This is a genomic window from Mycobacterium sp. IDUB_37 (assembly GCF_055419245.1).
The window spans coordinates 154,308-167,322 of record NZ_JBVAXG010000008.1 but is presented as its reverse complement, the minus strand read 5'-3'; the positions used below and the strand labels follow the sequence as shown (position 1 = coordinate 167,322).

Below are 13,015 nucleotides of genomic sequence, written 5' to 3'. Positions count from 1 at the left end.
AGCGCCGAGCGTGCAAAGGTGGGTGAGTCATCAACGGGCCCTCACACGTCCGTTCGAGCGGTGTCCCCGAAATCTCTAGCGGAGTGAGCCCCGCGACGCCATAGCGCCTTGACGACTATCTATGATCCCAGTTATGCATTAAAACTAATCCGCTTATTCGGTACTTTTGTTCAAACCGCTTGTTGCACAGCGTAGTCGCAATGGCTCCGACCCGGGCCGCCACGGATAGCATATTCAGCCATTAATAGCGTTTCAATTATCCGTGAGTCATGGTCGGGAACGCCGCAGCTCGATTCGGCAATGCGCAACGCTTGACAATCCACATCATCCTGTCCCAATCTGCCAATTATGTTAGTCAATTCAACTGCCGTCGCGAAGCGGTCGCAGTTGCTCCATAAATTTATGGATTGATATCACCACATCCTGATTGAGTCGCTTCAGTGGCAGCTGGATCACACCAGCCATCCCACCAAGCCTAAGTCCTTCATGCGGGTCGCAAACGCACCAATAATGCAGATTTCAGTACACCTGAAGCGCGGCTGCGGCATAATCCAGGAAATGTTGACACGGAATTAACAAATCGGAAAAGCTTGGGTAAAGGTCAACGCCAGGCTCAAGTGAGCCACGGCAAGAATGCAGTGACTTACGCGCAGCAATGCCTCAAGGTCCTATGCTGCTGTCGCGAGTACCCGATACTGAGTCCACCAGGTTCGGGAGTCGGATTGTTTTGATCCGTGATCAGTTGATGCTGCAGGCCGCCGGGCGCCGATGAGAGTTGGCGCCCGCCGCTGCGGTGGCTCGTGGGCAGGCCGCTAACCGGCGCCTGCATGAGCGCTGGCGCAGCTTTGAAGAACGCAAGAAACGCACGGTAGTCGCCAATGTTGCCGTCGCGCATGAGCTGGCCGGCTGGTGCTGGTCTGTGGCGGTCCTTCCGGACTGACACCCCGAAAAACGCCCGGATGAGCAACGACGATATCGGCAAGCGTCTTGGAGTGACCCGCACCGCCGCTATGAGCAGTCTTGTTGTCTGACAGCAGATCACGCTCGATCTCTAGACAAGCTGGCCAACTCCGACTCGAAAGTTCCGTACTGCGGTAACCTACCCGCGCATATCAGACTGACACGCGTCGATACGACACGCTCGACACCGTCAATGCTCATCTGGTCAACGAAGCGGCGGCTATGACGACGGTCGTGGCCGCCGCTTCACCCTGCCCCTTGACAAAATTCTCTACATATCAGCCGTCTGTAGACCGCTCATCACGCGGCGATGTACGGCGCAGGAGCCTAGGGGCGGGGCTGCACATCGACGCTGGGAGGCAGCGTCGACGGGTCCTTGCGGGTGGAGCGCCGCACGATACTGAACGTTGCGGCGCCCGTCGCCAGCACCGCGATGCCGGCCCCCGCGATCACCCAGGGCTTCTTGTTGTGGCGCTGACTGCGGCGAGCCTCCTGAAGCAGTTGCGGCAGGTTGGCGACCACTTCCTGGGCGGCAGCTAGTTCGTTGCCGATCGACTCCTGAGCGGCCGCGAGTTCGCGGGCCAGCTGGCCGTCCCGGTAGCGGCGACGAAGCTCCGCTGCGGTGGAACGTGCCGACTGAGCACTGAGTCCGACAACGCCCCGCGTGACATCAACGGGCCCCACCGCCGAATAGGTCAGGCCCCGGGTCAGCCGCTCCCGCGGGGTCAGCCGGGATTCTGCCGTCTTGCTCATCTGCTGCCTTTCGTCCTACGGCCAAGTTCTTACGGAGTCCTATCAGGTACAGAGCCGCTGAGCTAGTGCGGCACTCGCCTGAAGTTCAATAATGCGGCTAACTCGTCGCCAGCCAGCGCCATCGCGCTGGACGGCACCCGCTGCGGGGCGAACCCCGCCTAGTGGCAGACTGTGATTTCGTGACTAACAGCTCCATTCAGACCGCAACTGCCACGCTGCACACCAACCGCGGAGACGTGAAGGTCGCCTTGTTCGGCAACCACGCGCCCAAGACGGTCGCTAATTTCGTCGGACTTGCGCAGGGCACCAAGGAGTACTCCACCCAGAACGCCTCGGGTAGTCCGTCCGGCCCGTTCTACGACGGCGCAGTCTTTCACCGGGTGATCCGGGGCTTCATGATCCAGGGCGGCGACCCGACCGGTACCGGCCGCGGGGGTCCGGGCTATAAGTTCGCCGACGAGTTTCACCCCGAGCTCCAGTTCAACCGGCCCTACCTGCTGGCGATGGCCAACGCCGGCCCGGGAACCAACGGTTCGCAGTTCTTCATCACCGTCGGCCCCACTCCCCACCTGAACCGCAAGCACACCATCTTCGGCGAGGTCATCGACCCGGAGTCGCAGCGCATCGTCGACACCATCGCCACGACGGCCACCGACGGCAGCGACCGTCCACTGGACGCGGTCGCGATCGAGTCGATCACCATCTCCTAAACGCGAGTTGCCCGCTGGCGGTGACAGAAGCCGCTAGCGGGCACCTTTGCGACGGCCGGCGTAGCCCGCTGCCGTCAGCGCGTCGAGCACGTCCAGTGGATCGGTGCCCAGATCCCATCGGGACAGAATGAGCAGTCCGCCGTCCTTGGCCTCGATCTCCAGGAGTCGAACCCGGCGGGTGTGGCGGCGGAACTCCGAGATCCGGATGATTTGGATGGCATCCTTGCGCAGGACACGCGTCTTTAGCCAACCGCCGATAGCCAGGCCGTCGGCCGTGATTGCCAGCTTCGGCCGAGCGCGCAGCGAACCGCCTGCAAACAAGATCAGGCCCACTGCGGCAACCACGGCGATGAACCGCCCCGGCGGGTCTGTGACTAGAGTCACAGCGGCGATAGCCATCAGGACACCGCCGACCCCGCAACCAGCGATTCCCGCTAGCGGTGGCGCCCACTCAGTTTGCTGCATTAGCTACCTGCACCCTCTCACCACGGCGGATAGGGTTATCCCCAACAGCTATCAACAGTGGGGATAAATCACACGCGTGTGATTGGGTGGCCGGAAGGTTGCTAGCGAGCTAACACGGCGGGCGCAGCATGAATCCATTACGCACGCGTAAATTCTCAGTGCCACCGCATCGTGAGCAAAAGACCGGTGATCATGAAGGCGAACGCGATCGCGTAGTTCCACGGACCCAGCTCTGCCATCCAGTGCAGGGCGGCCGGAGCCTGTGGACCGTAGGCCCCCAGTTGGAACACCATCAGCCAGATGAGGCCGATCAGCATCAGCCCGATGAACAACGCCACGAACCACACACTCGACGGCCCGACCTTCACCTTCACCGGTGTGCGGCTCACCGCGGTGACAGTGAAGTCGTTCTTCTTGCGGACCTTGGACTTGGGCATTTGCTACCTCTGATAAGAGCCGGATGGGTGCAACTATTACGGTTGCATGCAGGTAGAGCTTGGCTACGAGACTAGCCCACCTGGGCGCTCGACCAGGAAACAGGAGACACCATGAACGATCAGCGCCGCTCGCCGTGGCGCTTTGGTGTCCCGCTGGTGTGCCTGTTGGCCGGTGTGCTGCTCGCCACGACGCACGGGGTGTCCGGGGGCGCCGAGATCCGACGCAGCGACGCCCCGCGACTGGTCGACCTGGTTCGTGAGACGCGCTCCTCGGTGAGTCACCTGGACGCTCTGCGAGACGCAATGACAAAAAGGATCGACTCCGCGCACGGCCGGTCATCCGACACCGCGCTACAGGCGATGCTGCGGCGGGCCGCCGAGCTCGCCGGTGAGGCCGACATGAACCCGGTACACGGGCCCGGCCTGGTAGTCGTCCTCAACGACGCACAGCGCGACGCCAACGGCCGGTTCCCCCGCGACGCCTCCCCGGACGACCTGGTGGTGCACCAGCAGGACATCGATGGGGTGCTCAACGCGATATGGAGTGCCGGCGCCGAGGCGATCCAGATGCAGGACCAGCGCATCATCGCGACGTCCGTGGTCCGCTGCGTGGGCAACACTTTGCTGCTCAACGGACGCACCTACAGCCCGCCGTACTCGATTACTGCGATCGGCAACGCCGCCGCCATGCAGGAAGCCCTCGCCGCCGCTCCTCTGGTGACGCTCTACAAGCAGTATGTGGTCCGGTTCGGGCTCGGTTACCGCGAAGACGTCAAGCCCGACGTCCGGGTCGCTGGTCACTCCGAACCGGTGCGGCTGCACTTCGCCCAGCCGATGGGCCCGATCGGCTACTGACAGCAGCCAGCTGCGCCGAACGGTAACCTGTCACGATGCGGATTCTGGTCGTCGACAACTACGACAGCTTCGTGTTCAACCTGGTGCAGTATCTGGGCCAGCTGGGCGTCGAGGCCGCAGTGTGGCGCAACGACGACGTCCGTCTCGCCGATGCAAACGCGATCGCCACCGAGTTCGACGGCGTACTACTCAGCCCCGGCCCGGGGACCCCGGAGCGTGCGGGCGCGTCGATCAACCTGGTGCGGGCCTGCGCCGCGGCGAACACTCCGCTACTGGGGGTCTGCCTGGGCCACCAGGCGATCGGCGTGGCGTTCGGTGCCACCGTTGACCGCGCACCCGAACTGCTGCACGGCAAGACGAGCAGCGTGTTCCACACCAATGTTGGTGTACTGCAAGGACTTCCGGACCCATTCACGGCAACCCGATACCATTCGCTGACGATTCTGCCGGAGTCGTTGCCGGCAGAACTGGAAGCCATCGCCCACACTCAGAGTGGCGTGATCATGGCCGTGCGACACACCACGCTGCCCATCCACGGTGTCCAATTCCACCCTGAGTCGATCCTCACCGAGGGTGGGCACCGGATGCTGGCCAACTGGCTCAGCTACTGCGGGTGGGCGCGGGACGACACGCTCGTCCGCCGGTTGGAGAACGAGGTGCTGACCGCGGTCCGCCCGCACATCCCGAATACAGCGACCGCTCCGGCCGGAACTACTGACCGAACTTCAGCGTGATCACACCGTCTCGGTTCACCCCGGAACCGGAAGACGGGCTCTGGTAGACGATCTTGTTGTGCTGGTTGCCGCCAGCGTCGACATCGGCACCCTTGTCCATTACCCCGGTCCAGCCCAGCGCCCGCAGTCGGGGTTCGGCGTCGGTCCAGAACATGCCGGTCACGTCGGGCATCAGGAACTGATTGCCCTTGGACACCTGTATTTCGATGATCGTGTCCACCGGGACGGTGGTGCCTGCCGCAGGGTTAGTGCTGATGACGTCACCGGCCGGCTTCGGGCTGTCCACTGACGACTGACTGAACTTGGTGAAGCCGTAGACGTTCAGGTTCTTCTGGGCCATCTCCACCGGCTGGCCGGCGACGTCGGGAATCTGTTTGGTCTCCGGTCCCGAACCGATGATGATCGTGATCACGTTGGTGATCGCCGAGGTCTGGTTAGCCGGCGGGTTGGTACCGACGACCTTGCCCTGCATCTCCGGACTCGACGGCGAGTTGGATTGCTTGAATTTCGCGAAGCCCGCCGCGGTGAGCTTCTTGACCGCCTCGGAGTAGGTCAGCGACGACACGTCGGGCAGTTCGCGTTGCTCGGGCCCGGTGGAGACGTTGATGGTGATCTCGTCGCCGGCGCCCACCGAGGAGTTGGCGATCGGGTCGGTGCCGATGACGTGGTCGGGCTGGATCGTGGAGTCAGGCTTCTGCTGGGTACGCGTCTTGAAGCCCTTGTTCTGCAGCGAGGCGATCGCGTCGGCGGACGCCTGCCCCCGCACGTCGGGAACCTGAACGCTGCGGGTGTCGCCGCCGAAGGTGTTGATCGCGATGGTGACCACGATCGTCAGCACCGCGAGGACCGCGACCACAGCGACCCACCGGCCTACCGAGCCGACGCTGCGGTCCCGGTCGGAGTCGTCGAAGTTCTGCCGGGGCAACGGGTCGGTACGCGGACCGCCGTGGCCGGAGGACGACATGAACGCCTTGCGCTCGGCGCCGGTGAGAACCTTGGGTGCTTCAGGTGCTTCACCGTTGTGCACCCGAACCAGATCGGCCCGCATCTCCGCGGCCGTCTGATAGCGGTTCTCCGGGTTCTTGGCCAAGGCCTTGAGCACCACCGCATCGAGATCGGCGGAGATGCCTTCGTGTCGTTCCGACGGCGCGATGGGATCCTCGCGCACGTGCTGATAGGCGACCGAGACGGGCGAGTCACCAGTGAAAGGTGGTTCCCCCGTTAGCATTTCGTAAAGAACGCAGCCCAGGGAGTAGACGTCGGAGCGAGCGTCGACGGAGTCGCCGCGGGCCTGCTCGGGCGACAGGTACTGCGCGGTGCCGATCACCGCCGCGGTCTGGGTGACGCTGTTGCCGCTGTCGGCGAGCGCGCGGGCGATGCCGAAGTCCATCACCTTCACCGCATTGGTGGAGCTGATCATGATGTTGGCCGGCTTCACATCGCGGTGGATGATGCCGTTCTGATGGCTGAAGTTCAGCGCCTGGCAGGCATCGGCGATCACCTCGATCGCGCGCTTCGGCGTCATCGGCCCTTCGGTGTGCACGATGTCGCGCAAAGTCACGCCGTCGACGTACTCCATGACGATGTAGGGCAGCGGGCCCGCGGGAGTCTCCGCTTCGCCGGTGTCGTACACGGCGACGATCGCGGGGTGGTTCAGCGCGGCGGCATTCTGTGCTTCGCGCCGGAACCGGAGGTAGAAGCTGGGGTCGCGGGCCAGATCGGCGCGCAGCACCTTGACCGCGACATCGCGACTGAGCCGCGTGTCGCGTGCGAGATGAACTTCAGACATGCCCCCGAAACCGAGGATGTCGCCGAGTTCGTAACGGTCGGACAGGTGCTGAGGGGTGGTCATCGGGGTTTCTCGAATCGGGCCAGCGACGCGGGCATTACAGAAATACCCGCTCCCCCGCGATCCGTCCAGTTGAAATACGTGGCCGGCGCAATCTGCCCCTCGAGCAGCGAGTTGCCGGGCGCGCTACCGGTGTTGTTGACGGTCGGCGGCGTCGACGGCTGCTGACTGTCTTTGGAATTGATCACGATGAGCACCGCGATGATGATTGCCAGCGCACCGAGCACTCCTGCTGCCCAGAGCAGCGCCCGCTGACCCGAGGAGAACGTGCGACGGGCCGGCGGCTGCCGTCGGGTTGCCGGTCGGGCCTGGCGGGGCGAGGTGGTCCTCGTGGTGGGGGTCGGTGCGATCCGCGCCGGCGCAGCCGACGGGATCGCTGCCGGGGCCGCACGGCCCGCCGGGGGTGACTGGCTGGGTCGCGGGGGTCGACGTCCGGCCCGCACTGCGGCCACAGCGTCGGCGAACGGACCGCCGCTGCGGTAGCGCTGACTGGGGTTCTTCACCAGCGTGATCTCGATCAGTTCCCGGACGTTGGGCGGTAGATCGGCGGGCAATGGCGGCGGCGGCTCTTTGATGTGCTTCATCGCCACCGTCAGCGCGCCGTCGCCGGTGAAAGGCCGCTTGCCGCAAACCACTTCGTAGCCAACGACTCCCAGCGCGTACACATCACTGGCCGGGCTTGCGTCGTGACCGAGGGCCTGCTCCGGTGCGATGTACTGGGCGGTGCCCATCACCATTCCGGTCTGGGTCACCGGCGCGGCGTCGACCGCCTTGGCAATACCGAAGTCGGTGATCTTCACCTGTCCGGTCGGAGTGATCAGGATGTTGCCCGGCTTGACGTCGCGGTGCACCAGGCCTGCGGCGTGCGCGATCTGCAGCGCGCGACCGGTCTGCTCGAGCATGTCCAGCGAGTGCCGTAGCGACAGCCGGCCGGTGCGTTTGATCACCGAGTTCAGCGGTTCCCCGTTGACCAGCTCCATCACCAGGTATGCCGTGCGGCCTTCGCCGTCCATTGCGCTTTCGCCGTAGTCGTGCACGGCGGCGATGCCGGGATGGTTGAGCATCGCGGTGGTTCGTGCTTCAGCCCGGAACCGCTCGATGAACTCCGGGTCCTGTGAGAACTCCTGTTTGAGCACCTTCACGGCGACGCGCCGGCCGAGGCGGTTGTCCACCGCCTCCCACACTTGGCCCATGCCACCGGTGGCTATGAGCCGCTGTAGGCGGTATCTGCCTGAGAGCGTCACACCAACTCTCGGACTCATGGTGGTCCCCCTTGCAAAGCAGCTTCGATCACTGCCCGCCCAATCGGCGCTGCCAATGCGCCACCGGTCGCGGACAGTCGATCGGCCCCGTTCTCTACCAGCACCGCCACAGCAATCTTGGGGGCCTGCGCGGGTGCGAAGGCGATGTACCACGCGTGCGGAGGCGTGTGGCGCGGGTCGGTGCCATGTTCAGCGGTACCCGTCTTTGATGCGATCTGCACGCCGGGGATAGCCCCTTTCTGCTGTGCGACTTTCTCGGCGCCGACCATCAGCTCTGCCAGCTTAGCGGCGACCTGCGGTGACACCGCGCGGCGCTGCTGGTAGGGAGCAGTGCTGCTGATGTTGGCCAGGTCCGGCCCTTTAAGGCTTTCTACCAGGTACGGCCGCATCAGCAGTCCCCCGTTGGCGATCGTCGCGGCGATCTCCGCGTTCTGCAACGGTGTCAGTGCCACATCTTTCTGCCCGATGCTGGTCATGCCCAGTGCGGCGCCGTCGGGAATTGCCCCGACGGTCGATTCGGCGACCTGCAGCGGGATCGGGTCAGGTGTGCTGTCCAGGCCGAATGCCTGAGCCATGCTGCGGATTGCGGCGGTCCCGGTGAGCAGGCCGAGCTGCACGAACGCGGTGTTACACGACTTGGCGAAAGCCTCGCTCAGCGGCACGGTCTGGTCGGGGCCGCACGGGGTACCGCCGTAGTTTTCCAGCGTGGCTGTGCTGTTGGGCAGCGGAATCCTGGCCGCCGCGGTCAACGGCGCATTCTCGGAGGTGCCGGCCGCGAGTGCGGCGGCGGTGGTGATCACCTTGAAGGTGGATCCGGGCGGATAAGTCTCGGAGATCGCCCGGTTGATCAACGGATTGTCCGGGTTGTCCCGCAGTCGCTGCCAGGCCTGGGCCTGCACGTCGGGATTGTGAGACGCCAGCAGGTTGGGGTCATAGGACGGTGATGACACCAGCGTCAGAATCTTGCCGGTCGACGGCTCCAGGGCGACGACGGAGCCTTTGCACGGGCCGCCACAACCCTGCTGCATCGCGTCCCACGCGGCCTGCTGGATGCGCGGGTTGATGGTCGTGTCGACGTTGCCGCCGCGTGGGTCGCGACCGGTGAAGAAGTCGGCCAGCCGCCGACCGAACAGCCGCTCGTCGGACCCGTTGAGCAGCAGATCTTCGGCGCGCTCCAGACCGGCGCTGGAATAGCGCAACGAGTAGAAGCCGCTGACCGGTGCGTATACCTCCGGGTTGGGATACACCCGCAGGAACCGGTAGCGGGAGTCGGTGGCCACCGAGTAGGCCAACAGCTGTCCCCCGGCGATGATCTGTCCGCGCTGACGCGAGTATTCGTCGAGCAGCACCCGCTGATTGCGCGGGTCTGCGCGTAATCCATCGGCGGTGAAGACCTGTGTCATGGTGGCGTTGAGCAGGAGTAACACGATCAACGCCATCACGCTCACCGAGATACGTCGAAGCGAGGTGTTCATACGCGCTCGATCACCTCAGTGCTGGCCGCCGCGATCGGCGACTTCTTCTTTGGTCGAGTCCGCAACGGACGCCGGGCGCTGTCGGAGATGCGCGCCAGAATCCCCAGCAACACATAGTTGGCCAGCAGTGACGAGCCGCCGTAAGACATCCATGGCGTAGTCAGGCCGGTCAGCGGAATCAGCTTTGTCACCCCACCCACCACGATGAACAGCTGGATCGCCAGCGTCGACGCCAGACCGGCCGCCAGTAGTTTGCCGAAGCTGTCGCGGGTGGCGATCGCGGTGCGCATGCCCCGCACGATGACGATCGTGTAGAGCATCAGGATGCTGGCCAGGCCGACCAGCCCCAACTCCTCGCCGAACGCGGCGATGATGAAGTCGGTCGACGCCGCGGGCACGGTGTCGGGCTGACCGTTGCCCAAACCCGTGCCAAAGATGCCGCCGGTGGCGAAGCTGAACAGGGCCTGCACCATTTGGTAGCCGCTGCCGTCCGGATCCGCGAAGGGATCGAGCCAGTTCTGCACCCGGACCCGCACGTGTGCGAACAAGTAGTAGGCCACGACGCTGCCGGCGGCGAAGAGTGCCAAGCCGAGCAGGACCCAACTGAACCGCTGCGTGGCCAGGTAGACCACCACCAGGAATGACGCGTACAGCAGCAGCGACGTGCCGAGGTCCTTCTCGAACACCATCACGCCGATCGAGATCACCCAGGCGGCCAGCAGCGGCGCGAGATCGCGGGGGCGTGGCAGCGTCATGCCCATCAGATGTTTGCCCGCACTGGTGAACAGGCTGCGCTTGGCAACGAGTACCGCCGAGAAGAAGATCAGCAGCAGAATCTTGGAAAACTCGGCGGGCTGAATCGAGAAGCCGGGCAACCGGATCCAGATTTTGGCGCCGTTCTGTTCGGACAGGGCGACCGGCAGTAGTGCCGGAATGACCAGGAGCACCAGGCCGGTCAGGCCGCAGATGTACCCGTAGCGCGCCAGCTGGCGGTGGTCTTTGAGGAATGTCACCACGAGTGCGAACGCGGTGACGCCGACCAGCGTCCACAGCATCTGCTGGTTGGCGCTGGGGTGCCCCGAATTGCCCAACCGATTGTCGACCAGGTCGAGGCGGTGGATCATCACCAACCCGAGCCCGTTGAGCAGCGCCACCACCGGGAGCAGCAGCGGGTCGGTATAGGGCGCGAAACGTCGGAGGGCGAGATGCGCAATTCCGAACAGCGTGAGAAAACCCAGCCCGTAGCTGATCAGATCCCAGTGCAGGCCCCGCTCCTGGTTGACCTCCACGATGAATAACGCGGCGATGGTGATGACGGCGGCAAAGCACAACAGGGCCAACTCAGCATTGCGCCGAGTCGGTAGCGGAGGTGTCACCGCAACCGGTGCTGGCAGCTCCGTCGTCGTCATGCCGCCGGCCGGCAGTCGACGCCTGGCCGTGGCGCGGGTTGGGGAGTCTCGTTGTTCGCGGTAGTGGGCGTAGGTGCCGGCGAAGACGAAGCGGGCGACGGCGGCGGGCTGCTCTGTGGAGTCGCAGTGGGGCTGCTGGGTGTCGGAGCGGGGCTCGGCGCTGGGGGTGACGAGGGTGTGGTCGATTGGGTGGCCGACGCGGGTGCCGAAGGAGTGGGGGTTGGTTCGGACGTGCCACTGCTGTTGGTGGACGGCGCTGATGGCTCCGGTGCGGACGTGGCCCGATCGGGTGGGCACACGGGCAGCAGCGAGTCGCGCAAACCGATCAACTGCTTACGGGCGTCATCGAGCGTTCCGGACGGAAGTTGAAGGGACTCAACGGATGTACGCGCGGGGCGGGCCAGGTTGTCCAACTTCAGCAACTGGCAATCCGGATGATTGGACTGGGTGGGGTTGACCTCTGAGACCTGGCCCTTGGCGTCCAGGCAGCCACGCGAGTGGACGTCATGCAACGAGTAGCCGAGCAGGGATCCCTGAATACCCTGCATGATGACTACGCCGCCGCTGTCGGCAGCAACGTAGTAATTGTTCCGGATGACCGTGCGGCTGATGAACAAGCCCAGCAGCAGCACCGCTACCACCAGCCCGATGACGATTGCCAGGCGTTTTCGCGACCACTTGGGCGAAGGCGGCGGCTCCGGTTGCGGCGCAATGCGTTTGGTGACCTCGCCCTTGCGGGGGCCGAGCGCCGACGCCCGGCCTGCCGCGGTGTTTGGCAGGGTCAGCTGATCGTCGTCGCTGTCACCGGAGACCGCCCCGGCCAGAATCGGCTGAGTCTGGCCGTACTCGTAATCGACGACGTCGGCGACCACGACGGTGACATTGTCGGGACCGCCACCTCGCAACGCCAGCTCGATCAGGCGGTAGGCACTCTCGGCGACGTCGGCGATCTGCAGAGCTTCGGCGATGGTGTCGTTGCTGACCGGGTCGGAGAGTCCGTCCGAGCACAACAGGTAGCGGTCACCTGCCCGGGCTTCCCGCATTGTCAACGTCGGTTCGACCTCGTGCCCGGTCAGCGCGCGCATGATCAGCGAACGCTGGGGGTGGCTGTGCGCCTCCTCCGCGGTGATGCGGCCTTCGTCGACCAGCGTCTGGACGAACGTGTCGTCCTTGGTGATCTGCGTCAGCTCGCCGTCGCGGAACAGGTAGCCGCGCGAGTCGCCGATGTGCACCAGCCCGAGCCGGTTACCCGCGAACAGGATGGCGGTGAGCGTGGTGCCCATGCCCTCGAGGTCGGGTTCCATCTCGACCTGTGCGGCGATCGCGGCGTTGCCTGAGCGCACCGCGGTGTCGAGTTTCGCCAGCAGGTCACCGCCGGGTTCGTCGTCGTCGAGGTGCGCCAGCGCGGCGATCACCAGCTGGGAGGCCACCTCGCCGGCCGCGTGACCGCCCATGCCATCGGCCAGGGCCAGCAGCCGGGCACCGGCGTAGACGGAGTCTTCGTTGTTCGCACGTACCAGGCCGCGATCACTGCGGGCGGCATATCGCAGAACCAGGCTCACGGGCGCAACTCTATTGCCGTCTTGCCCACGCGAACCGGCGTACCCATGGGAACTCGTACCGCAGTCGTCACCTTCGCCCTGTCAAGGTATGTGCCGTTGGTCGAACCTAGATCCTCCACATACCATTCCGAGCCGCGCTGAGACAGCCTGGCATGCCGAGTCGAGGCGTAATCGTCAGTCAACACCAAGGTTGAGTCGTCCGCGCGCCCAATCAATACCGGCTGTCCACTAAGCGTTATCCGAGCTCCCTGCAACGCACCCTCCGTCACCACCAGATACCGCGCCGCATCCCGGCGTTGCCGCGAAGACAGCAGGTTGCCACGCAGAGTCAACCCGCGGCGCACCATCACAGCGCCGGTGGGCGCATAGATATCGGTGCGCAGAATCCGTAATACGGACCAGATAAAAACCCACAACAGCATCAGGAACCCGGCCCGCGACAGTTGCAGTACCAACCCCTGCATCTGGCGGTCCTTTCCGTCCGTGCGCTGCCTACCCCGCACCCGTGACATCGAGCACATCAGCAAAGTCACGATACTTGGCA

12 protein-coding genes and 1 pseudogene are annotated in these 13,015 nt (G+C 64.6%); 4 read left to right on the top strand and 9 right to left on the bottom strand.

Annotated elements, in window-relative coordinates; all coding sequences use genetic code 11:
- Positions 1-772: 772 nt before the first annotated feature.
- A pseudogene (locus ACZY1I_RS24260) lies at positions 773-940 on the top strand (IS110 family RNA-guided transposase); the annotation flags it as partial.
- A gap of 347 nt (positions 941-1,287) precedes the next feature.
- Here ACZY1I_RS24260 and cwsA read toward each other — a convergent pair.
- A complete protein-coding gene (cwsA, locus tag ACZY1I_RS24255; protein ID WP_463758315.1) occupies positions 1,288-1,713 on the bottom strand; it encodes a cell wall synthesis protein CwsA in 426 nt (141 codons plus the stop codon).
- 161 nt (positions 1,714-1,874) lie between these two features.
- Here cwsA and ACZY1I_RS24250 point away from each other — a divergent pair, with 161 nt between their 5' ends.
- Positions 1,875-2,423, top strand: a complete 549-nt coding sequence (locus tag ACZY1I_RS24250) for a peptidylprolyl isomerase (RefSeq protein WP_463758312.1) — start codon at positions 1,875-1,877, stop codon at positions 2,421-2,423.
- A gap of 33 nt (positions 2,424-2,456) precedes the next feature.
- Here the strand turns inward: ACZY1I_RS24250 and ACZY1I_RS24245 are convergent, their stop codons facing one another.
- Both ACZY1I_RS24245 and crgA read right to left on the bottom strand, forming a co-directional pair.
- The gene (locus tag ACZY1I_RS24245; RefSeq protein WP_463758308.1) at positions 2,457-2,888 is read right to left on the bottom strand and encodes a PH domain-containing protein; all 432 of its coding nucleotides are present in this window, start codon (positions 2,886-2,888) and stop codon (positions 2,457-2,459) included.
- A gap of 155 nt (positions 2,889-3,043) precedes the next feature.
- Positions 3,044-3,325 (bottom strand): cell division protein CrgA, encoded by a 282-nt coding sequence (crgA, locus tag ACZY1I_RS24240; protein ID WP_463758306.1) that lies wholly within the window; start codon positions 3,323-3,325, stop codon positions 3,044-3,046.
- A 111-nt stretch (positions 3,326-3,436) separates the two neighbouring features.
- On the opposite strand from crgA, the gene ACZY1I_RS24235 reads away from it, so the two are divergent.
- Positions 3,437-4,180: a DUF881 domain-containing protein gene (locus tag ACZY1I_RS24235; RefSeq protein WP_463758304.1), complete on the top strand. Its 744-nt coding sequence runs from the start codon at positions 3,437-3,439 to the stop codon at positions 4,178-4,180.
- A gap of 35 nt (positions 4,181-4,215) precedes the next feature.
- Positions 4,216-4,914 carry an aminodeoxychorismate/anthranilate synthase component II gene (locus tag ACZY1I_RS24230; protein ID WP_463758302.1) on the top strand — a complete coding sequence of 233 codons (699 nt, stop codon included), beginning with the start codon at positions 4,216-4,218 and terminating at the stop codon, positions 4,912-4,914.
- Here ACZY1I_RS24230 and pknB read toward each other — a convergent pair.
- Genes pknB through ACZY1I_RS24200 form a run of 6 tightly spaced genes read right to left on the bottom strand, consistent with a single transcriptional unit; the run spans position 4,892 to position 12,935 of the window.
- The gene (gene pknB, locus ACZY1I_RS24225; protein WP_463758298.1) at positions 4,892-6,766 is read right to left on the bottom strand and encodes a Stk1 family PASTA domain-containing Ser/Thr kinase; all 1,875 of its coding nucleotides are present in this window, start codon (positions 6,764-6,766) and stop codon (positions 4,892-4,894) included. The two genes, ACZY1I_RS24230 and pknB, sit on opposite strands and share 23 nt — an antisense overlap.
- The gene (locus ACZY1I_RS24220) at positions 6,763-8,025 is read right to left on the bottom strand and encodes a serine/threonine-protein kinase (RefSeq protein ID WP_463758296.1); all 1,263 of its coding nucleotides are present in this window, start codon (positions 8,023-8,025) and stop codon (positions 6,763-6,765) included. The genes pknB and ACZY1I_RS24220 overlap by 4 nt, the downstream gene beginning before the upstream one ends.
- Entirely contained in the window at positions 8,022-9,500 is a 1,479-nt protein-coding gene (pbpA, locus tag ACZY1I_RS24215; RefSeq protein ID WP_463758293.1) for a D,D-transpeptidase PbpA, read from the bottom strand. The genes ACZY1I_RS24220 and pbpA overlap by 4 nt, the downstream gene beginning before the upstream one ends.
- A complete protein-coding gene (locus ACZY1I_RS24210) occupies positions 9,497-10,909 on the bottom strand; it encodes an FtsW/RodA/SpoVE family cell cycle protein (RefSeq protein ID WP_463758290.1) in 1,413 nt (470 codons plus the stop codon). Before ACZY1I_RS24210 ends, pbpA begins: the two co-directional genes overlap by 4 nt.
- Complete coding sequence (locus ACZY1I_RS24205; RefSeq protein ID WP_463758288.1) at positions 10,906-12,471, bottom strand: PP2C family protein-serine/threonine phosphatase; 1,566 nt, start codon at positions 12,469-12,471, stop codon at positions 10,906-10,908. Before ACZY1I_RS24205 ends, ACZY1I_RS24210 begins: the two co-directional genes overlap by 4 nt.
- Positions 12,468-12,935 carry an FHA domain-containing protein FhaB/FipA gene (locus ACZY1I_RS24200; protein WP_463758285.1) on the bottom strand — a complete coding sequence of 156 codons (468 nt, stop codon included), beginning with the start codon at positions 12,933-12,935 and terminating at the stop codon, positions 12,468-12,470. The genes ACZY1I_RS24205 and ACZY1I_RS24200 overlap by 4 nt, the downstream gene beginning before the upstream one ends.
- Between the last annotated feature and the right edge of the window lie 80 nt (positions 12,936-13,015).